The following is a 21,432-nucleotide window of genomic DNA, read 5'->3' as shown; positions in this document are numbered from 1 at the left end:
CTCGCAAGGCGGACGCCAAATCTGAAAAACACTCTGGCAATCTATATTTGCCAGTGATCCTTTGATTGTAACATTCGCAAAACCCTGCCGCCGATTCCGGAAATCGGACCGGTGGGGACCTGGGAGAAAATGGTCATGCCCCTGATGGCGGTTGCCGACGCCCTAGCGGCTGTTCTTGCCGGAGTCGAACCGCTGCCGGAAGAAAGGGTCGGCCTTGACGACGCCCATCGCCGGGTGCTGGCGCGCGACCTTCCCTCGCGCCGCACCCAGCCGCCGGTCGCGATGTCGGCGATGGACGGCTATGCGGTGCGCGCGGCCGATATCGCGACGATTCCGGCGCGGCTGCATGTGATCGGTGAGATCGCCGCGGGTCGGCCTCTCGCGCGGGCGCTGCAGGCCGGCGAGGCCTTGAGGATTTTCACCGGCGGCGTGGTGCCGGACAGCGCCGACACCGTCGTGATCCAGGAAGACACCGAACGCGACGGCGACTACGTCATCGTCAAGGAAGCCACCGCCGCCGGCAAGAACATCCGCGCCGCCGGCGTCGATTTTCGCGAGGGCGACGTGCTGCTGCGCGCCCATAGTCACCTCACCGACCGCCACCTCTCGCTCGCCGCCGGCATGAATTATCCGGACCTGCCGGTGCATCGCCGTCCGAAAGTCGCCGTGCTCGCCACCGGCGACGAACTGGTTCTGCCGGGCACGACACCCGGCCCGGGGCAGATCATCCTGTCCAACGGCTATGCGCTTCGCGCGCTCGCCCGCAGCGAAGGCGCCGAGGCGATCGACCTCGGTGTCGTCGCCGACACCATGGACGCGACGACGGCCGCCATCCGCCGCGCCCGCGACAGCGGCGCCGACATTCTCGTCACCACCGGCGGCGCATCGGTCGGCGACCATGACTTCGTCAAACGGGCGCTCGACGCCGAAGGCGTGGAGATCGCGTTCTGGCGGATCGCGCTGCGGCCCGGCAAGCCGATGATGCACGGGCGGCTTGGCCCGATGCGTGTGATCGGCCTGCCCGGCAATCCCGTCTCGTCCTATATCTGCGCGTTCCTGTTCATGGTGCCGTTGATCCGTGCACTATCGGGACGGGAGGATGTCGGCCATCGCGTTGAACGCGCACTCCTGGGCAAGGACCTCGCCTCCAATCAGGCACGGCAGGATTATCTGCGCGCGCGCCTGGCGCACTCCGCCGACGGGCTGCCGACCGCGATGCCGGTCGGTCATCAGGACAGTTCGCTGCTGGGCAATCTCGCCGCGGCGGAGGCGCTTGTGGTCCGCGCACCGTTCGCGCCCGCCGCGCGGAAGGGCGAGCCGTGCGACGTCATCAGGTTCGCGCTGTCGTAAAGCTCGCTCCGTTGACGCTAAATTAAACACTTGCGGAACACATATCGAACATATAGTGTTCGTTCATGATTTGTTTCGAGCGCTCGCGACCTTGTACGCGCGAGCCGTCGTTTTTGGGAATCAGACGGCGGGCACCATCAACCGGGGACTGAAGTCGGCATGCTCACGCGCAAACAGTACGAACTCCTGCGATTCATCAATGAACGGCTGAAGGAATCCGGCGTTCCGCCCTCGTTCGATGAAATGAAGGACGCACTCGATCTGCGCTCCAAGTCCGGCATCCATCGTCTGATTACGGCGCTGGAGGAACGCGGCTTCATCCGCCGCCTGCCCAATCGCGCGCGCGCCATCGAGGTCATCAAGCTGCCGGAACTCGCCGGCAGCGGCGGCGGCCGGCGCGGCTTCACGCCGAGCGTCATCGAAGGCAATCTCGGCAAGGTCCGCCGGCCCAGCGGCAGTGGCGGCGTCGACGAAGCCGCAGAGCGCCCGGTTGCCGTTCCGGTGATGGGGCGCATCGCGGCCGGCACGCCGATCGAGGCATTGCAGACCTGCAGCCACACCGTCAGCGTGCCGCCGGACATGCTTGGCAACGGCGAGCACTACGCGCTTGAGGTGCGCGGCGACTCGATGGTCGAGGCCGGAATCCTCGACGGCGACCTGGCGCTGATCCGGCGCAACGAGACGGCGGAAACCGGCGACATCGTCGTTGCGCTGATCGACGAAGAGGAAGCGACGCTGAAACGCTTCCGCCGCCGCGGGGCCTCGATCGCGCTCGAGCCCGCGAACACCGCTTACGAGGTCCGTATCCTTCCGCCCAATCGCGTGCAGATCCAGGGCAAGCTGATCGGAATCTACCGCAAGTACTGATCGCAGCCTGCTCAATCGTCCACCTGGAGATTGTCGACCGCGGGCGTGGCATCGATGGGACGCGCGGGCTCCGCTCGATCGCCGACAGACGCTGGTTTATCGGCGGCGGCGGGCGACCATGGCCTGTCGACATGATCGGGCCTGACCGCATCGACGACAAAGGATTTTGCGCTGCCCGAGGCGCGCCGCAGCACCAAAGCGCCTTCCCGGCGCAGCCGCTCCTGATCGACGACCTGCGCGCGGCAACCCTCCGGAGCCTGCCATGCCGTCACCATTACCTCCGCCCGCAGGCAGTCGTCCTCCATCGCATCCGGCCGCAACGCCAGCGCGACAATTCCGCCGCCGCTTGCCTTGACCACGCAGCCTGCCTCGTCGCAGGAAACCCCCTCCGCGAGCGAAGGATCGGCAGGCCCGCGCCCGTCTGCGTCGGCGGCCAGCCATTCCCTGACCGTGAAGGCGTCCTTGCCCGCGCTGATCAGATGCAGCCGGCCGTCCCCGCCCCGAACGGCGACATTGCGACCGTCGGCGGAGACCAGCATGTCCGGCGGCGGAACCGCAAGCGACCATGCGATCGCCAGGCCAATAATGGCCGCGCCGCTCCAGCGCAGCGGCGTCCTGAGCAGTCCAAGCAGAATGATGCCCGCGGTCGCCGCGATCAGCGGGCCCGCACCGAATGCCGCCATGCGGCCGATGGCGCCGGGAAGCGCCGTGACCCATTGGGCCACGGCGATCATCCATTCGATGCCGAAGTCCATCAGCCGCCAGAACACGCCATCAAAACCAAAGGGCATCGCCGCAAGGCCGAGAAGCCCTGCCGGCATCACCAGCGCCGAGACCACCGGCATCGCCAGCAGGTTCGCAATGACGCCATAGGGCGTCACGCGATGGAAGTGGAACGCGGCATACGGCGTGGTCGCGAGTCCGGCGACAAGAGAGGCCAGCGCGAGCGTGACGATTTCGCGGCCGCCCCATAGCGCCGCGCGCGCGGTCAGTGAGTGATCGGGCGTTGCGAGCAGTTTCGGCATCCCGATCTGGACCAGCGCCACCAGCCCGAGCGTTGCCGCGAACGACATCTGAAAGCTCGGATGCACCAGCGCCTGCGGCGCAATCGCGAGCACGATCATTGCCGCAACCGCCAGCGTGCGAAACGTGATGGCGCGCCGATCGACCATGACTGCGATCAGCACCACTGCCGTCATGAAGAACGAGCGCTGGGTCGCGACCTCGGAGCCCGACAGCAGCAGATAAAACGCCGCGGCTGCGAGCGCCGCCGCCGCCGACCATTTCTTGATCGGGAAGGCCGCCGTCAGCGCCGGGATCAGCGCCAGCAGCGCGCGCACCGCGAAGAATATCACGCCGGCGACCACGGCCATGTGATAGCCGGAAATCGAGAGAACATGGCCGAGCCCCGAAATGAACATGGCGTCGTTGACCGGCGTCGTGATGGCGTCGCGCCGCCCGGTCAGGAGCGCGGTGGCGATCGCCCGTGAATCGCCGCTGAGGACAAGACGGATGCGGGCGTCGATGGCGTCGCGAAGCTCCTGCATCAGCGCGGCGTAACGCAGGGCCATCCCGCCGCCGTCCGGAGGGCCCACGATTTTAATCGCGCCCATGACGAAACCGGAGGCGCCGATGCCCTGGAAATACATGTCGCGCGCGAAATCGTAGCTTCCCGGCCGCACAGGCGTGAGCGGCGGCTGCAGCCGCGCTTTCAGTTCCACGAAGCTGCCGACGGGCGGCGCGGTGCCCTTCCTGACCGACAGCCGCACGCGATCCAGTTCGACGTGCCGCCGGCGAGCGCTCATCTGGACGACACGCAGAACAAATCTGTCGGTGCGCTCGCGCACCTCGCGGGTTTCGACGAAGCCCTTGAGCATGGGCGAATACATCGACCGCTTCAGGACGACGTGTGCCATCCGCGCCGTGTTCATCGTGGCGACGGCAAAACCCGCAGCGATCGCGGCGATCATGACGGCTGCAGGAAACAGCCGATGCCGGCGCAGCAGCAGCGCGGCCAGACAGAGAAAGGCGGCAGTCGGAACGACGACCCAGGCTATCGGTTCATGATCGGCTGCAAAATAGATCGCGATGCCGGCGCCGAACGCCACCGGCACCCAGGGCAACAGCCGACCCGGTCCGGCTTCGGCGCGCAACCAGCCCCGCAGCCGCGCCGCAAGCGCCGGCAAGGCGCCTGAAGAAACTTGCGAAGGACTGGCGGCGACAGCCTTCCGCGGCGGCCACGTTCCCGCGTATCCGCCCGTCCGATCCCGAGCCCTGCCCCGCTCCGGCATTCGGCCACCACCCCTCGCGCCCTCGGGGCAATGCTAGAGCATGATCCCGAAAAGTGGAAACCGGTTTTCGGAAGAGATCATGCTCAAACAAAAGATGAGCGACAAGTCTGATTCAACGCAGTTGAAACAGACCCTAGCGGAAGAGAGCGCGCAAGGAACGGTGGAACGGATACGGAATACCGGCGAATTCAGGATTCGGCTGCGGCCACCTTGGCCCAGGTGTCACGCAGGCCGACCGTCCGGTTGAACACGAGATGGCCGGACGATGAATCCCGGTCGCGACAGAAATAGCCTTGCCGCTCGAACTGCACCGCGGCCTCCGCATGGTCGCCGGCGAGCGCAGGTTCGACCATGCAGCCTGACAGAGTCTCCAGCGATTGCGGATTGAGTTCGGATGCGAAGTTCGCGGCGTCCGGCTGCGCGGCCGCAAACAGATGCCCATAGAGTCTGATCTCGGCCGGCACAGCATCGGCCGCACTCACCCAATGCATGGTGGCCTTCACCTTGCGACCGTCGGGCGCGTTGCCGCCTTTGGTCTCGGGATCGTAGGTGCAGCGCAGTTCGACCACGTCACCCGCCGCGTTCTTGATCACCTCGCGGCAGGTGATGAAATAGGCATAACGCAGCCGCACCTCCTTGCCCGGTGACAGACGGAAGAACTTCTTCGGCGGATGTTCCATGAAATCATCCTGCTCGATATAAAGCTCGCGCCCGAACCGGATGCGTCGCGTGCCCTGCGATGGATCGTCGGGATGATTGACCGCCTCAAGCTCCTCGCTTTCGTCTTCCGGATAGTTCTCGATCACCACCTTGAGCGGACGCAGAACGGCCATGCGGCGCGGCGCGCTCCTGTTCAGCGTCTCGCGGACCGCGAACTCGAACATCCCGATGTCGACGGTGCTGTTGGCCTTGGCGACGCCGATCCGCTTGATGAACTCGCGCAGCGCCTCGGCCGGCACGCCCCGCCGCCGCAGGCCGGCGAGCGTCGGCATGCGCGGATCATCCCAGCCGGAGACGTGACCGCCGCGAACCAGCTCCGTCAGCACACGCTTGGACAAAAGGGTATGTGTGACGTTGAGCCGGGCGAATTCATATTGATGCGGCCGCGACGGCACCGGAAGATTGTCGAGAAACCAGTCATAGAGCGGACGGTGATCCTCGAACTCCAGCGTGCAGATCGAATGCGTGATGTGCTCGATCGAGTCCGATTGCCCGTGAGCGAAATCGTAGCTGGGATAGATGTTCCATGCCGCCCCCGTGCGCGGATGTGAGGCGTGCAGGATGCGATAGAGCACCGGATCGCGAAGATTGATGTTGCCGGACGCCATGTCGATCCTGGCGCGCAGAACTCGCGCGCCGTTGGGGAACTCTCCCGCCCGCATCCGCGCGAACAGATCGAGATTTTCATCGACCGGCCTGTCGCGGAACGGACTGTTCGTGCCGGGCTCGGTCAGCGTGCCGCGCGCCAGCCGGATCTCCTCCTGTGACTGGTCGTCGACATAGGCCTTGCCAGCGCGAATGAGATGCTGCGCCCAGGCGTAGAGCTGCTCGAAATAGTCCGAGGCGTAGTGCAAGCCGTCGCCCCAATCGAAGCCCAGCCAGCGCACGTCGCGCTGGATTGCATCGATGTATTCCTGCTCCTCCTTGGCCGGATTGGTGTCGTCGAAGCGAAGATTGCAGCGTCCGCCGAATTCCTCGGCAATGCCGAAATTCAGGCAGATCGATTTGGCGTGCCCCAGATGCAGGTAGCCGTTCGGCTCCGGCGGGAACCGGGTGACGATGCTCCTGTGCTTTCCGGACGCGAGGTCGGCCGCCACGATATCGCGTATGAAATCCCGGCCCGCTTCCGCAGTCGATTCGTCGGTCATTGTGTGCCTTTCAAGCTGCGCCTATGTGCCAAATCCGAAAGCGCCCGCCAAGGGCCGAGATGCCGCCGGTTTGAGGATTGGCACAGCCGCTTCAAGGTTTTGAAGCGGGCCGGAATACCTTCGCCGAATTGATGACGCGGCCAATTAGCCGTGCATGCGAATCCGAGGTGTGATAAAGGCCCGCCAACACCCTCTCCGAAGCCTCAGATCCCTGAAAATGACCGCACCCGTCGTTACCCGCTTTGCGCCATCGCCGACCGGCTTTCTTCACATCGGAGGCGCTCGAACCGCGCTGTTCAATTGGCTCTACGCGCGCAAGCATGGCGGCAAGATGCTGCTTCGGATCGAGGACACCGATCGCGCGCGTTCCACGACGGCCGCGATCGAGGCCATTCTCGACGGACTCAAATGGCTCGGGATCGCATGGGATGACGAGGTCGTGTACCAGTTTTCCCGCGCGGCGCGGCACCGCGATATCGCCGAGCAATTGCTCGCCGAAGGCAAGGCCTACCGATGCTATGCGACGCAGGAGGAATTGACCGGGATGCGGGAGAAGGCGCGCGCCGAGGGCCGCGCCAAGCTTTACGACGGCCGCTGGCGTGACCGCGATCCGTCGGAGGCTCCGCCGGACGTCAAGCCGACCATTCGTCTCAAGGCGCCCCTGACCGGTGAAACCGTGATCGAGGACCAGGTTCAAGGACGTGTCGCCTGGCAGAACGAGAACCTCGACGATCTCGTGCTGCTGCGGGGCGACGGCACGCCGACCTACATGCTCGCGGTGGTGGTCGACGATCACGACATGGGAGTGACGCACATCATCCGTGGTGACGATCACCTGATCAACGCCGCCCGCCAGAAGCAGATCTACGACACGCTCGGATGGGCTCTCCCGGTGATGGCCCACATTCCCCTCATCCACGGTCCGGACGGATCGAAGCTCTCCAAGCGTCACGGCGCGCTGGGGGTGGATGCCTACCGCGCCATGGGATATCTGCCGGCGGCGCTTCGCAACTATCTGGTGCGGCTCGGCTGGAGCCATGGCGATCAGGAGATTTTCTCCACGCAGGAGATGATCGACGCGTTCGATCTCTCCGCGATCGGACGCTCCGCGGCGCGTTTCGATTTTGCCAAGCTCGAAAACCTCAACGGCCACTATATCCGCAATTGCGACGATCGCGTTCTCGTCACCCTGTTCGAAGAAACGCTCGATTACGTTCCCCAGGGAGCCGACATCAAACCGAAACTCAACGATGTCACGCGCGATCAACTGCTGCGCGCGATGCCCGGGCTCAAGGAACGAGCCAAAACACTGATCGAACTGATCGACAGCGCCAGATTTATCTTCGCCGATCGACCGCTGACGCTGGACCCCAAAGCCGTGGTGCTGCTGACGCCGGAGACGCGCACGCTGATCGGCAGGCTCCGCGCAACGCTTGAATCGGTAACGTCGTGGAGCGCGGAAACCACCGAAGCCGCGATGCGGCATTTCGCCGAACAAAACAACCTCAAGCTCGGCGCCATCGCACAACCGCTTCGCATCGCCTTGACAGGACGAACGACATCTCCCGGCATATTCGACGTGCTGGCTGTGCTCGGAAGGGAGACGTGCCTGGCCCGGCTTGGCGATCAAAGCTCTCCGTAGCGCCGAATCAACCGCTGTTTTCGCGATCTTGCGGTGCACACTGCAATACGATACCCATTGCGCGGCGCTTTGGAATGACCGGCTAGTCTCGCTGTTTTCATCGAGAGAACTAGGCGGCCCGCAACGATCTCATCGGGGGGCTTCGCGATGAACGCAACAAGCAAAAAAACCGCAACGCTGACGGTCGACGACGAGACCTACGAGCTTCCCGTTCTGAGCGGCACGGTCGGACCTGACGTCATCGACATCGGCAAGCTTTACGCGCAGGCGGGCCTGTTCACTTACGATCCGGGATTCACGTCCACCGCGAGTTGCCAATCCAAGATCACCTATATCGATGGCGATGCGGGCATCCTCGAATACCGTGGGTATCCGATCGAGCAGCTTGCTGAAAAAGGCGATTTCCTCGAGACCTGCTACCTTCTGCTTTATGGCGAATTGCCGACCGCGGCGCAAAAGAAGGATTTCAACAGGCGCGTCACGCACCATACCATGGTGCATGAGCAAATGGCGCGCTTCTTCCAGAGCTTCCGCCGCGACGCTCACCCCATGGCGGTGATGGTGGCTGCGGTCGGCGCGCTCGCCGCGTTCTATCACGACTCGACCGACATCAACGATCCGCAACAGCGCGTGATCGCATCGATGCGCATGATCGCGAAGATTCCGACACTGGCTGCGATGGCCTACAAGTACAACATCGGCCAGCCGTTCATGTATCCGAAAAACTCGCTGAGCTTTGCCGGGAACTTCCTCTACATGTGCTTCGCCGTGCCTTGCGAGGATTACACGATCAATCCCGTTCTGGCGGATGCGCTCGACAAGATCTTCATTCTGCATGCCGATCATGAGCAGAACGCCTCGACATCGACGGTGCGCATCGCTGGCTCGTCAGGCGCAAATCCGTTCGCGTGTATCGCCGCCGGCATCGCATGCCTGTGGGGACCGGCGCACGGCGGCGCCAACGAAGCCGCGCTGGCCATGCTGGCCGACATCGGAACGGTGGACAAGATTCCCGATTTCATCAAACGGGTGAAAGACAAGAACAGCGACGTGCGCCTGATGGGCTTCGGCCATCGCGTTTACAAGAACTACGATCCGCGCGCGAAGATCATGCAGAAGATGTGCCACGCGGTTCTCAACGAGACCGGTCACGGCGACGATCCGTTGCTCAAGGTCGCCATCGAGCTCGAGAAGATCGCTTTGAACGATCAGTATTTCATCGATCGCAAGCTCTATCCGAACGTCGATTTCTATTCCGGCATCACGCTGAAGGCGATGGGATTCCCGACATCGATGTTCACGGTCCTGTTCGCCGTGGCACGAACGGTCGGCTGGATCAGCCAGTGGAGCGAGATGATCGAGGATCCCCACCAGAAGATCGGCCGCCCGCGCCAGCTTTATACCGGCGCCACGCGCCGCGATTACATCGACATGGCCGATCGCAAGTAGCGAGCGGCAGGACCGAATTATACGAACAGGGATGGGACCTGAGTCCGGCCTTTCGCCTCTGGCGCGCACGGCTATTGCGACAAGAGGGCCGGTGATGTCCCAGAGACCGCCAGATATCTTGTTTCGAAACCTCAGGCTGGGTGACGGCACCCCGTCCGCGATCGCTGTTTTCGATGGCCGTATCACGGCAATCGGAGCTGGCGCGGAGGCGACGCCGGCAATGAACGTGATCGATCTCGGAGGTGCGCTGGCACTGCCCGGTTTCGTGGAAGGTCACATGATGATCGGATACCGTTCCGGTTTGCTCACCGACGATGAGTTGGAGGCAGCGTTCGACATTGTAACGGCCAACGGCGCCAGGGCGCTTGGTATTACGGAGTACGGCCTTGAAATCGGCGCACCGGCCAATTTCGTGGTCGTGAAGGCCGCACACATTCCCGAAGCGGTGGTCGCTGTGCCGAAACCACGGTCGGTGTACCGCTATGGCAAGTGCATCGTACGTGACGGCGTCTTGCAGAAGTAATTGCAGCGTTACCGCCGTAACACCGCGAGCACCACGTCAGCGGCACGCGAACTCGGCGATTGATTGTCTGTCGCCATGATTGCATCGAGCCCGGCAAAAGCCTCGAGCTGACGACGCCGCAGCGGCGTGTCACCCATAACCTCGCGTAACCCTGCCGCAAGCCTGTCCGGCACGCAATCCTTCTGAAGAAACTCGGGGATGACGTTTTCACCGATCACGAGGTTCGCAAGAATGACCGAGGAGACGCGGATCACGCGCTGCGCGATCCAGGCCTCCACCGCGCCTGCCTTGTAGGCTGCGATCATCGGAACGCCGGCAAGCGCCAGTTCCAGCGTAACCGTGCCTGATTTGGCGAGCGCGGCGCGAGCGATGCGGAAAGCGGCGCGCTTGTCATCCTCGCCGACCACGATTTGAGGCCGAAGCGGCCAGTCCGCGACGGCTGTTGTTATCTCATCAGCGAGATGCGGCATCGTCGGCAAAATCACATCGACGTCGGGAATGCCCTGCTGCAAAATTTGGAGAGTCTTCCCGAAGACGGACATGTGATGGCGGATTTCGCTGCGCCGGCTCCCCGGCAGGACCAGAAGCACCGGCGGTGACGCATCGCGTCGCTCGCGCTCCTGTGCGTCCGGCCGCAACAATCGGACCTGCTCGATCAGCGGATGTCCGACATAGGTGCATGGCGGACCTCCGAGCCTGCGATATTCATCGGGCTCGAACGGCAGCAGCGCCAGCACGTGATCGACGTAACTGCGCATCGCCCGCGCACGACCCGGCCGCCACGCCCACACCGAAGGCGAGACGTAGTCCACGATCGGCACGGCGGGGTTGCGCGCTCGCACGCGACGGGCCACGCGATGGGTGAAGTCGGGACTGTCGATGATGACGAGCATGTCGGGCGCGGTGGCGATCACGGCATCGGCGGTTTCGCGAATGCGCCGCAGGATCATGGGAAGTTGTTTGACCACCGCGGCGAACCCTATGATCGAAAGTTCTTCAATCGGAAACAGCGAGGTCAGGCCTTCGCGCGCCATCGACTGACCGCCGACGCCTTCGAACCGGACGGCGTCATCGAGCCGCTGCCGCAGAGCTTTCATCAGGCTGGAGCCGAGGCGATCGCCGGATTCCTCCGTCGCGATCAGAAATATCCTCAGGGCGTTATTTGCGGCTGTCTCGCCGGGCATTACGCGGACAGCCCGACAACAAACACGCCGGACGCATCCGCCGCTCCGACCAGCGCCTGCGGTTCGGCCACGAGCGTATTACCGGCGACGACGGCGACGCCCGCGAGTCCGGCGGCAGCCGCATTCTCCACGGTGCGCGGACCCAGCGTCGGCAGATCGTAGCGCAGATCCTGCCCCGCCTTGGGCATCTTCACCAGAACGCCACGCGCGGCTTTCGCACGGATGCGGCCTTCCGCGCGAAGCTGAGCAATGCGGGCCAGCAGCGCGTCCGTTCCCTCGATGCCTTCGACGCCGACCACATGGCCGTCGATCACCACGACGGCCTGCCCGATATCGAAGGGGCTCAACGCGCGCAGCACCTCCTGGCCTTTCGCTATGTCGGCCTGCGCCGATTGGTCCGGCGTTTTTCCGGTGAGGCATCCCGCAGGCATCAGCAGATCCGGTGCGATGTCCTTGATGCCGACCATTCGAAAACCGTCGCGCTCGAGAATCCGGCCGATTCCGGACAGCAAATGATCGTCGCCGCCACGGAACGCCGCCAGAACACGAGGCAGCACCCGAACGGTGCCCCAGTCGAGGCGTATCTCGGAAAGCGCCGGACGAACCAGCGTTCCGATGAAAACCAGATTGCGGCAGTTTTCCGCGCGCAGCAAACGTTCGGCGTTGCCGATCTGGCCGACCGCAATCCAGTGATGCCGGAACCGCGACACCTTCTCCCGATCGCAAATACCCTTCAATGCGAAGAAAACCGGTTCGATGCCGCGCGTCACAAGCGAATCCGCGACCGCGAACGGCAGCACTCCGCCACCGGCGATCAAGCCGATCGGCGATGAAATGTCCGAAGCGCGATCAGTCATGGCTCGATCAGTTATGGCTCGCCCCGACGGCTTCCGCTTATGCGGACCTGGTTGCACCATCCTGCGGCAAGCATAGAGGACGATGCTTGTCATCGCCAATAAAGGTCAGGATCTCGGCAATGGCGGGATCTTCCGACGCTCGGGACTGAACGCGCTCGAGGCGGTCCGCGAACAGCCCCGGTCCGTAGAACAGATCCTGATAGAAGGATCTGACCCTGGCGAGACGCTCGCGGGTGAACTTGCGCCGTCTCATGCCGACGACGTTGAGGCCTTCAAGGTGCCCATGCTGGCCATTGACGAAGCCATAAGGAATGACATCGCCGCGAATGCCGGTGAGGCCGCCGATCATGGCCTGCCTGCCGATCCGTGCGAACTGATGCACCGCCGAGAGCCCGCCGATATAGACGAAATCTCCGATCCTGCAGTGCCCACCCAATGTCGCCGAGTTGGCGAAGATCACGTCATTGCCGACCTGGCAATCGTGGCCGACATGACTGTAGCTCATGAAGAACCCGCGCGCGCCGACGCGCGTCACGCCGACATCCTTGGGCGTGCCGACATTCATCGTTACGCTTTCGCGGATCGTGCAGCCCTCGCCGATCTCAAGGCGCGTCGGCTCGTTGCGATAGCCGAGGTCCTGCGGCGGCCCGCCAAGCGCCGCGAACGGATAAATCGTGCAGTTCGCTCCGATGGTCGTGTGTCCCGCGATGGACACATGCGAAATCAGGCGGCAGTTCGAGCCGAGAACGACATGAGGACCGATCGCGCAGAAGGGCCCGATCTCGGTGCCCTCCCCGATCACGGCTCCGTCCTCAATTCGCGCGGTAGGATCGATCTTGCCCATCAGTCGGTCAGCATCGCGCCGACGTCGGCCTCGGCGACGGTGATGCCATTCACTTTCGCGTCGCCGTGAAACCACCACATCGTTTTGCGCCGCCCGATGCTGCGCATGTGATATTCAACGATATCGCCCGGCATGACGGGCTTGCGGAACTTGCACTTGTCGATGGTCAGGAAATAGACCGCGCGGGGCTTTTCGGTGCCCTCCACCGACGTGATGCCGATGACACCAGCCGTTTGCGCCATCCCCTCGATCATCAGCACACCCGGATAGACCGGCCGTTCCGGAAAATGCCCCTGGAATGCAGGCTCATTGATCGTGACGTTCTTCACGCCGATACCGCTGTAGTCGGCGCGAATGTTGATAACCCGGTCGATCAGCAGGAATGGATAACGATGAGGAAGGGTTTTGAGGATGGTGGCAATGTCCACCTCTTCGAACTTGATCGGCGACTCCATTACTCACGCACCTCGATCCTTCGGATCGGACGCGGCCGATCCTGCGTTCGGCGCACCATCGCGCACCAGACGTTCCACCGCAACGATCTCGCGGAACCACTGCTTGGTCGGTTTTGCGAAATGACCGCCCCAGCGGCCGTTCGGAGGAATGTCGTCCTTGACCGCGCTCATGGCGCTGACCTGTGCGCCATCGCCGATGTGAAGATGGTTATTGATCCCGCACTTGGCGCCCAGCGCCACGTTGTCGCCGATCGTCAGGCTGCCCGCCAGGCCGATCTGGGCCGCCAGCAGGCAACGCCGTCCGATCGTCACGTTGTGGCCGATCTGGACCTGGTTATCGATTTTCGTCCCCTCACCGATAACCGTATCGCGCAGGCTGCCGCGGTCAATGGTCGTGCCGGCGCCGATCTCGACGTCGTTCTGGATCAATACACGCCCGGTCTGCGGCACTTTGACATGACCTTCGGAGCCGAAGAAAATGAAGCCATAGCCATCCTGTCCGATATGACAGCCGGGATGGATGAGCACATTGTTGCCGATGAGGGCGGCCTGAATCGTCGTGCCAGCGCCAACGTTGCAATTGCGGCCGATCCTGACGCCGGGGCCGATCACCGCACCCGACCCGATCACCGAACCGGTTCCAATTTCTGCTCCGGGACCGATCACCGCCAACGGGTCGACGACGATTGCGTCTTCAAGATGCGCGGTCGGATGAATGACGGCGGAGGCAGCGATCGTCTCGTTGTCGAACCATGACTGCGGCCGAAGCACATCGGCGTGAAATTCACGCGCGATCTTCACGAACGCACGAAACGGCGCCGCTGAGCGCAAAACAGCCACGTGGGGTGGAACGCTGGCCTCGAATCGGGGGTTGACGAGACAGGCGCCTGCCTTCGTTGCCGCCAGTTGCGCGGCATACTTGTGATTGTCGAAGAACGTGAGATGCGCAGGCCCGGCCTGGTCCAGCGAGGCGAGGCCCGTCATCCGCTGGGCACCCCGGGAAGCGTCGATCAACTGCGCTCCCGTCGACGCCGCGATCTCTGCCAGCGTCGACGACGGCGGCGGCTTAAAGAATGCCGGTTGCGCCATTCCATCCGTCGCGGTGCGCGTCGTGATCACGCTCAGAACGTCGTTCCGCCGCCAAACCTGAACTCCTGCACCCGGTCGTACTTGCCCTTTGTGATCGGCACGGCGTAGTCGAAGCGAAGCGGTCCGAACGGAGATTGCCAGATCAGGCCGACACCCGCTGAAGTCCGGATCACGTTGGTGTCGTCGTATTGCAGACCGGCGCAGGTGCCGGGGTTGCCGCTCGACGTGCTCGGGATACAGCCCGGCGTATTGAATTCATTGGTCAGCGCGTAAGAGGTCGGCCCCTTGTAATCCCAGAGCGAGCCGGCATCCGCATAGACCGCGCCCTTCAACCCGACTTCCTTCGGAAGGAACCAGAACGGCATCTGCAGTTCAACCGAGGCTCCCCAGTACTTGGTGCCGCCCAAAGCGTCCATCGTGCTGAGATAATTGATGTCGCGCGGACCGATGCCGTTCGGCGCGAAGCCGCGAACCAGGTTGGGACCCATCTGGAAATTATCCAGCATGCGAATTCCGTTCTGTCCGGCGTAGGAGCCGAGATTGTTCAGAATACCGCCCTGGAGATGCACCAGACCGACGATGTCCGAAACCAGCGGCTGGTAGTATTTCGCATCGATCGCGGTCTTCAGGTATTTGACGTCGCCGCCGACGCCGGCGAAGTCCTGCCTGAAATCGATCAGCAGGCCCTCGGTCGGGTTCTTGTTGTTGTCGAGGGTGTTGTAGGTCAGCGTGTAGCCGAGCATCGAGGTCAGCGTGCGACCACGCTCCAGTTCCTGGCGGATCGGCAGCGAGGCTTCGCCATCGGCGTAGCAACCCAGGCTTGAGGTGTTCGACGGGCTCGCCGGGTTACCGGCTGCGACAAAGGCCGGCGACGGATTGTAGTTCGGGTCGCCGATGTTGTTGTTACAATTCCGCAGGACAGACGGCAGCCCGATTTCCTGCTGGTAGATCGAATAACGCAGTTGCAGCGTCAGATCTTCCCGCAGGCCGAATCCCAGCCGCGGGCTGAATCCGAGCGTCTTGACGTTATAGGAGATGTATTGGTTTGCGAGCTGCTCGCGCTGATAAAGGTCAAGCCCGAGTGCCACGCGATAGTCCAGCAGATACGGCTCGACGAACGACAGCGAATATCCCCGCGCGTACTGGCCGTACTGCACCGAAGCCTTTGCGAACAGACCGCGGCCAAGCAGATTGCGTTCGGAGACACTGACCTCCGCGAGCGCGCCCTGGGTCGTCGAGTAGCCGCCGGAAATCGAGAAGTCGCCGGTCGACTTGTCCTCGACGTCGACATCGAGGATCACGCGATCGCTGGACGATCCGGGCTCGGTCGTGATCTTGACCGTCTTGAAGAAATCGAGGTTCTTCAGACGGCGCTCGGCACGATCCACCAGGGATCGATTGTAGGCGTCGCCTTCCGAGATATCGAACTCGCGACGGATCACATAATCCCGCGTCCGCGTATTGCCCCGGATGTTGATGCGCTCGATGTACGTTCTCGGACCTTCGTCGATCGCGAATACGATCGAGACGGTATGGGCATCGAAGTTGCGATCGCCCCGCGGCCGCACAACGGCGAAGGCATATCCGCGCCGCGACGCTTCGACCTGCATCTCCTCGACGGACTTCTCGAGCGCCTCGGCGTTATAGAGCGCCCCGACATTGACGCGCGAAAAGCTGCGCAGCGAATTTCCATCAAGCGTTGGAATCGACGACTCGAACGTCACCGATCCGACGCGGTACTGCTGGCCTTCGTCGATCTTGAAGGTGACGAGGAACCCGTGGCGGGCGGGATCGTATTCGGTCAGGGCGGCAACGATCTGAACGTCGGCAAAGCCGTGCTTCAGATAATAGCGGCGGAGCAGGTCGCGGTCGGCCTCGACGCGGTCGGGATCATAAACGTCGCCGCCGCCGAGAAAGCTCAGGAAGTTCGATTCATGCGTCTTGATCACGTCCTTCAGGCGATAGGACGAAAAAGCATGATTGCCGATGAATTCGATCGACTTGATGCCGGTCTTGCCGCCCTCGCTGATCGAGAAGATCAGATCGACGCGGTTGTTCGGCTGCTCGACGATCTCGGGAGTGACGCGCACGTCATAGCGACCCGAATGGCGATAGATTTCAACGATTCGCTGAACGTCGGACTGAACCATCGGCCGGGAAAACGTGCCGCGCGGCTTGGACTGGATTTCCGCCGTCAGTTGATCGTCCTTGACCTTCTTGTTGCCCTCGAACGCGACCCGGTTGATGACCGGATTTTCCACGACCGAGACCACCAGCCTGCCCCCGACGCGGTTGATCCTGACGTCCTGGAACAGACCGGTCTCGATCAGCGCCTTCAACCCGTCATCGATGCTCGCTTGGTCAAGACGCCCGCTGGCATCCGGCTTGAAATACGAACGGATCGTCTCCAACTCGACCCGGCGGTTTCCCTCGACGGAAATCGACGACAGGGTCTGGGCCGCGGCGGGCGATGACATGAGCGGGACAGCCACGACAGCGGCGACCGGCGCGGTCGCGACCATCAGGGCGGCGAGCAGTGTCCCCCGTAACACTCGCATTCCAACATTCATGCGCAATGCGCCCTTATCAATTCTGATGCCGACCCGTTCCCCGCGGGTGCGGCAGATTCCCATTCGCGCTGCTTGTAGCCAATTTTTCCGTAGCGGCAAACGGCCTTTCGCAGTGCAATTCCAATTTAACTCCAAGACGTTGCCCAATAGTCACGCCCGGATCGCGATGATTGTGGATCGAATCGATACAAAATCACGAACGTGATCGATTCCCGTATTGAGAAGCGGAATGCCGACGAAAACGAGGCGCGCGACTCACGAGCCGGCCAGATGCAGTATGTCATTGTAGGTCGCGAAGACCATCAACATCAGCACCAGGCCGAGACCGATTCGGAAGCCCATTTCCTGGGCACGCTCGGACATCGGGCGGCCTCGGACAGCTTCGACCCCATAGAACAAGAGATGTCCGCCATCCAGCAAGGGAACCGGAAACAGGTTCAGCAATCCGATGGACACGGAAAGAACGGCGGCAAGATGGATCAGCGCGCCGAGCCCGATGGTGGCGACCTGACCGGATATCTGTGCGATGCGGAGCGGGCCGCCCAACTGATCGGCAGCCTCGCGCCCGGTGAAAATTCCTCCGATATACGCCAGCGTACGGTCGACCACGAACCAGGTTTCCTTCACGCCCAGCCAGAGCGCCTCAGCCGGGTTGACCCTTTCCGTTGTGACGTCTCCGGGCGACGTCGTGCGCGCAATGCCGAGCACGCCGATCCGGTGCTCGTTGCCGAACCGGTCCTTGATCTCCTTGAGTTCCGGCGTTCCCCGCAGGTCGATAACCGAATCGCCGCGTTTCACGGTGAATGTCAGCTTCTCGCCGGCGCTGGTTCCGACGATACGCTGCATATCCGAAAAGCTGTCGATCCCGCTGCCGTTGATCGCAGTCACGATGTCGCCCTGCTTGAAACCGGCGGCTTCGGCTGCGCTGCCGGCCTGCACCCCGTCGACGCGCGCGGTGGTGCTGGGCTTGCCCAAGAACGTAAACAGGCCGGCGAAAATGAAGATCGCGAGGATGAAATTGGCGACCGGACCGGCAGCCACGATCGCGGAGCGCCGGCCGACGTTCTTGTGATGGAAGCTGCCCTCGCGCTCCTCCGCCGTCATGGTTGCCAGGGCCGCGCTGGAGGGCGTACTAGCTTCGGAATCATCGCCCAGGAACCTGACGTAGCCGCCAAGCGGGATCGCGGAGAGCTTCCAGCGCGTTCCGTGCCTGTCGTTGAAACCCACCAGTTCGGGGCCAAAACCCACCGAGAAAGTCAGGATTTTCACGCCGGCCCAGCGCGCAACCAGGAAATGGCCAAGCTCGTGAAAGAAAACGACGATGGTGAGGACAAACAGAAACGGAACGATGTAGCCAATCAGACCCGTACTTAAGACATTGAAACCATGAATAAAAAACTCGGCCATTCCGTTTCCCTTGTCCAGCGCCGAAAGCTCTGGTCCCAAACTCCCTAGAGACTCTCGGCTTCTGACGGAATCAGAAGCGAACCTCTATGGTTTTGATTTGACGCGCAGTCTTCGTGCGAACCAATTGAACCCACACCGTCTTCATCGGGTCTTCGCCCGAAAATGTCCTCATCGATTGTTCGCTGGAGTCTTTCACCGTTTCATGGAAACGATGAAAGACTCCAGCGTCTTGGTCTGACGCGTTTTCTTCACGCGAACCGGATTCCACTTCGCTCGAAAACGCTATAACATCCGCATCCGGCTTTAGCGAGCTTCTTGCGAAGGTTAAACTCGAAGGATCACTAGCAAATATAGATTACCAGTGACGTTTTGAGTTTGACATTTCCGTGTGAACCGCAGCCGAACAAAGGCGCGACGTCAATTCACGGCACCCGATCAACGACGATTTTTTCGATTGATCCAACAATCCTGAACGTGATCGATTTCAATATTTTAAGAAGCGGGACAGGACGGAAAGCCACTACAAACTTTCCCCTCGTCCCGCTCTAGTGTGGTGGTTCAGAAGTTCGCTTCATTGCCCAATCGAGTCCCGTCAAGCGAACTTCTGAACCCTAAACCACACTAGAATCATAAAGTTGCTAGTGTCCCTTTGATTCCGAAGTTCGCATCAAACGTTGCTGCAAGGGTATGCAAATTTCGGCATCGGGACACTAGGATGCCTTTGCGGCAATTTGTGGCAAGAGCGAAGCCGCCAAGTTTCGCGCGTTATGGTCAACGGCGATGGCGTCGTCAGCGGACGTCAGAGGCGCGAGATTTCCCGCCCGGATCCAGCCGTTCAAGGTAGCCTCCACCAGGCGCGCGATGGCGCCGAACCTTATTTTCTCGCCGATAAACGCCGCGACCGCGATCTCGTTCGCGGCATTGTAGACGGTGGTCGCGCCGTTTCCCGTCCTCAGGGCGTCATAAGCCAGCCGCAAGGCGGGGAAACGGGTGAAATCCGGCGCCTCGAACGTCAGTTGCCCGATTTTGGCGAGATCGAGCTTCGTCGCCGGGCCGGCAATGCGTTCAGGCCAGCCGAGACAATGCGCGATCGGAGTCCGCATGTCGGGCGTGCCGAGTTGAGCGACGACCGATCGATCGGAGAACTCGACCATGCCATGGACGATCGATTGCGGGTGAATCAGGACGTCGATCTCGTCCGGCGTCAGGGCGAACAGGCAGGCGGCCTCGATGACTTCGAGTCCCTTGTTCATCATCGACGCCGAATCGATGGTGATCTTGCGGCCCATGCTCCAGTTCGGATGTTTCAGCGCCTGCGCCAGGGTCGCTTTCTCGATGTCGGCTGCTGCCCAGGTGCGAAACGGTCCCCCCGACGCGGTAATGATCACGCGCGTGAGTTCGTCGCGGTTTCCCGAACTCAGGGCCTGAAACAGCGCATTGTGTTCGGAGTCGGCGGGCAGGATGCAGGCTCCGGCTTTCGCGGCGCGCTGCATAAAGAAATCGCCGGCGCAGACGAGGCACTCCTTGTTCGCAAGCGCGATCGTCGTCCCGCGATCGACGGCCGCGAGCGCAGGCTTCAGTCCGGCCGCGCCGCTCACCGCGGCCATCAGCCAGTCGGCCGGACGCGAGGCTGCCTCGATGATCGCGCTTTCTCCGACGCCGCACTCGATGCCGCTGCCGGCGAGCGCATCCTTCAACTCGCCAAAACACGAGGTATCAGCGACCGCGACAAACCGCGCGTCGAATTCTCGCGCGAGTTTGGCAAGCATTTTGGCATTGGAATTCGCCGTCAGCGCCTCGACCCGATAACGGCCGCGTGCGCTTCGCAACAAATCCATCGTGCTGTCGCCGATCGAACCGGTCGCTCCCAGAACCGTCACGGTCCTGACGCCGGCCTGGGCCGGCTTGTCATTTTTCAACGGAACAGCACTCATACCTCACCAAATCATCAGAGCATGACCGATGCCGTTCGCATCGCCACGCAGAAATCCGAAAAGCGCGGCCACCACAATCGCCGCAACAAAGCCGTCGAGGCGATCGAGCAGACCGCCGTGTCCAGGAATGATCTGACTGGAGTCCTTGACCCCGAAACGTCGCTTGACCGCCGATTCAAACAGATCGCCCGACTGCGATACGACGGACAGGAAAGCGGCGAGCAAAAGCAACGGCGTCAGCTTTCCAATACCGATCGCGGCAAATCCCGCCGCAACGACAAGGCCGCCCGCGAAGCCGCCGATCGCGCCGGCCCAGGTCTTCTTCGGGCTGACGCGAGGCCACAATTTGGGTCCGCCAATGCCGCGGCCCGCAAAATATCCCCCGATATCGGCCGCCCACACCACCAGCATGACGAAAATCAACGCGACGAACCCGTAGGCATCGTCGAGGCGAACCTGAGCCGATGCAAATGCGGCCGCCGCCGCGTAACAGAACCCCGCAACCGACCAAAGCCGCAACCGCCGCGATACAGCCGCGACCGCCGCAGTGCCGATCACGAGAACAACCAGCGAGAACGCGCCGTATCCGAGCGCCAGACTCAGACCGGACAGAACGAGCGCCGCAATCCCCGCGGCGACCGTCTGTTTTTCCTGCGCGGTGCCGACGATCGTCAGCCATTCGACATACATGCCGATGGCCGCGAGCGTTACAAGGCCGATCCATAGAACACCGCCGGCCCATGCGATCCCGATCGCAGCGGGTGCGAGCACCAGGGCGGCAATGATGCGGGTGCGGAGATTTCGCGATTCTCCGCCGGCGGCGGGCGCTACCTGTTCCTGATTCACGCTGGTCATGACCCGGTTTTCGCCGCCAGCCCGCCGAAGCGGCGTTCGCGTCTGGCGTATTCCGCGATGGCGCCTTCGAGTGCGGTCTTGTCGAAATCCGGCCAGTGAATCGGAACGAACACAAACTCGCTATAGGCGGCCTGCCACATCAGGAAATTCGACAGCCGCTGCTCGCCGCTGGTGCGGATGATCAGATCGGGATCGGGAATGTCCGGCGCATCGAGATACTGGCCGAGCGCGTCGGCGTCGATCGTGG

The 21,432-nt window shown here is 62.4% G+C and carries 17 protein-coding genes; 5 read left to right on the top strand and 12 right to left on the bottom strand.

Annotation, left to right across the window (positions count from 1 at the left end):
* The first annotated feature begins 135 nt into the window (after positions 1-135).
* On the top strand, positions 136-1,350 hold the full coding sequence (glp, locus tag BGN91_RS07075) for a gephyrin-like molybdotransferase Glp (protein WP_292611773.1): 1,215 nt from the start codon (positions 136-138) through the stop codon (positions 1,348-1,350).
* Between the two features lie 159 nt (positions 1,351-1,509).
* The gene (lexA, locus tag BGN91_RS07070; RefSeq protein WP_292611772.1) at positions 1,510-2,217 is read left to right on the top strand and encodes a transcriptional repressor LexA; all 708 of its coding nucleotides are present in this window, start codon (positions 1,510-1,512) and stop codon (positions 2,215-2,217) included.
* 11 nt (positions 2,218-2,228) lie between these two features.
* On the opposite strand, the gene BGN91_RS07065 is transcribed toward lexA, so the two are convergent.
* Both BGN91_RS07065 and BGN91_RS07060 read right to left on the bottom strand, forming a co-directional pair.
* Positions 2,229-4,508: a ComEC/Rec2 family competence protein gene (locus BGN91_RS07065; RefSeq protein ID WP_292611771.1), complete on the bottom strand. Its 2,280-nt coding sequence runs from the start codon at positions 4,506-4,508 to the stop codon at positions 2,229-2,231.
* A 188-nt stretch (positions 4,509-4,696) separates the two neighbouring features.
* On the bottom strand, positions 4,697-6,376 hold the full coding sequence (locus tag BGN91_RS07060; protein WP_292611769.1) for a glutamine--tRNA ligase/YqeY domain fusion protein: 1,680 nt from the start codon (positions 6,374-6,376) through the stop codon (positions 4,697-4,699).
* Between the two features lie 217 nt (positions 6,377-6,593).
* Between BGN91_RS07060 and gltX the strand changes: the two genes are divergently transcribed.
* The 3 genes from gltX (at position 6,594) to BGN91_RS17650 (ending at position 9,990) form a co-directional block, all read left to right on the top strand.
* A complete protein-coding gene (gene gltX / locus BGN91_RS07055; protein ID WP_292611768.1) occupies positions 6,594-8,018 on the top strand; it encodes a glutamate--tRNA ligase in 1,425 nt (474 codons plus the stop codon).
* A gap of 147 nt (positions 8,019-8,165) precedes the next feature.
* On the top strand, positions 8,166-9,467 hold the full coding sequence (gltA, locus tag BGN91_RS07050; protein WP_292611766.1) for a citrate synthase: 1,302 nt from the start codon (positions 8,166-8,168) through the stop codon (positions 9,465-9,467).
* A 118-nt stretch (positions 9,468-9,585) separates the two neighbouring features.
* A complete protein-coding gene (locus BGN91_RS17650) occupies positions 9,586-9,990 on the top strand; it encodes an amidohydrolase family protein (protein ID WP_366408349.1) in 405 nt (134 codons plus the stop codon).
* Positions 9,991-9,998: 8 nt separating this feature from the next.
* On the opposite strand, the gene lpxB is transcribed toward BGN91_RS17650, so the two are convergent.
* The 10 genes from lpxB to BGN91_RS06995 form a co-directional block, all read right to left on the bottom strand.
* Entirely contained in the window at positions 9,999-11,174 is a 1,176-nt protein-coding gene (lpxB, locus tag BGN91_RS07040; RefSeq protein ID WP_292611764.1) for a lipid-A-disaccharide synthase, read from the bottom strand.
* The gene (lpxI, locus tag BGN91_RS07035) at positions 11,174-12,031 is read right to left on the bottom strand and encodes a UDP-2,3-diacylglucosamine diphosphatase LpxI (protein ID WP_292611762.1); all 858 of its coding nucleotides are present in this window, start codon (positions 12,029-12,031) and stop codon (positions 11,174-11,176) included. The genes lpxB and lpxI overlap by 1 nt, the downstream gene beginning before the upstream one ends.
* Before the next feature lie 37 nt (positions 12,032-12,068).
* Positions 12,069-12,875 carry an acyl-ACP--UDP-N-acetylglucosamine O-acyltransferase gene (gene lpxA / locus BGN91_RS07030; protein WP_292611761.1) on the bottom strand — a complete coding sequence of 269 codons (807 nt, stop codon included), beginning with the start codon at positions 12,873-12,875 and terminating at the stop codon, positions 12,069-12,071.
* Positions 12,875-13,330, bottom strand: coding sequence for a 3-hydroxyacyl-ACP dehydratase FabZ (fabZ, locus tag BGN91_RS07025; RefSeq protein ID WP_292611760.1), 456 nt, complete (start codon positions 13,328-13,330; stop codon positions 12,875-12,877). The genes lpxA and fabZ overlap by 1 nt, the downstream gene beginning before the upstream one ends.
* 3 nt (positions 13,331-13,333) lie before the next feature.
* The gene (gene lpxD, locus BGN91_RS07020) at positions 13,334-14,419 is read right to left on the bottom strand and encodes a UDP-3-O-(3-hydroxymyristoyl)glucosamine N-acyltransferase (protein WP_292611791.1); all 1,086 of its coding nucleotides are present in this window, start codon (positions 14,417-14,419) and stop codon (positions 13,334-13,336) included.
* Positions 14,420-14,451: 32 nt separating this feature from the next.
* On the bottom strand, positions 14,452-16,989 hold the full coding sequence (bamA, locus tag BGN91_RS07015; RefSeq protein WP_292611758.1) for an outer membrane protein assembly factor BamA: 2,538 nt from the start codon (positions 16,987-16,989) through the stop codon (positions 14,452-14,454).
* A 255-nt stretch (positions 16,990-17,244) separates the two neighbouring features.
* Positions 17,245-18,396, bottom strand: coding sequence for an RIP metalloprotease RseP (gene rseP / locus BGN91_RS07010; protein ID WP_292611756.1), 1,152 nt, complete (start codon positions 18,394-18,396; stop codon positions 17,245-17,247).
* 710 nt (positions 18,397-19,106) lie between these two features.
* Positions 19,107-20,330 (bottom strand): 1-deoxy-D-xylulose-5-phosphate reductoisomerase, encoded by a 1,224-nt coding sequence (gene dxr, locus BGN91_RS07005; protein WP_292611755.1) that lies wholly within the window; start codon positions 20,328-20,330, stop codon positions 19,107-19,109.
* Between the two features lie 3 nt (positions 20,331-20,333).
* Positions 20,334-21,176 (bottom strand): phosphatidate cytidylyltransferase, encoded by an 843-nt coding sequence (locus BGN91_RS07000; protein ID WP_292611789.1) that lies wholly within the window; start codon positions 21,174-21,176, stop codon positions 20,334-20,336.
* A 5-nt stretch (positions 21,177-21,181) separates the two neighbouring features.
* A partial coding sequence (locus tag BGN91_RS06995) for an undecaprenyl diphosphate synthase family protein (RefSeq protein WP_292611754.1) occupies positions 21,182-21,432 on the bottom strand: 251 nt, incomplete at its 5' end.

The organism is Nitrobacter sp. 62-13 (assembly GCF_001896955.1).
Lineage (GTDB): Bacteria > Pseudomonadota > Alphaproteobacteria > Rhizobiales > Xanthobacteraceae > Nitrobacter.
This window is presented reverse-complemented; position numbering and strand designations above follow the sequence as displayed.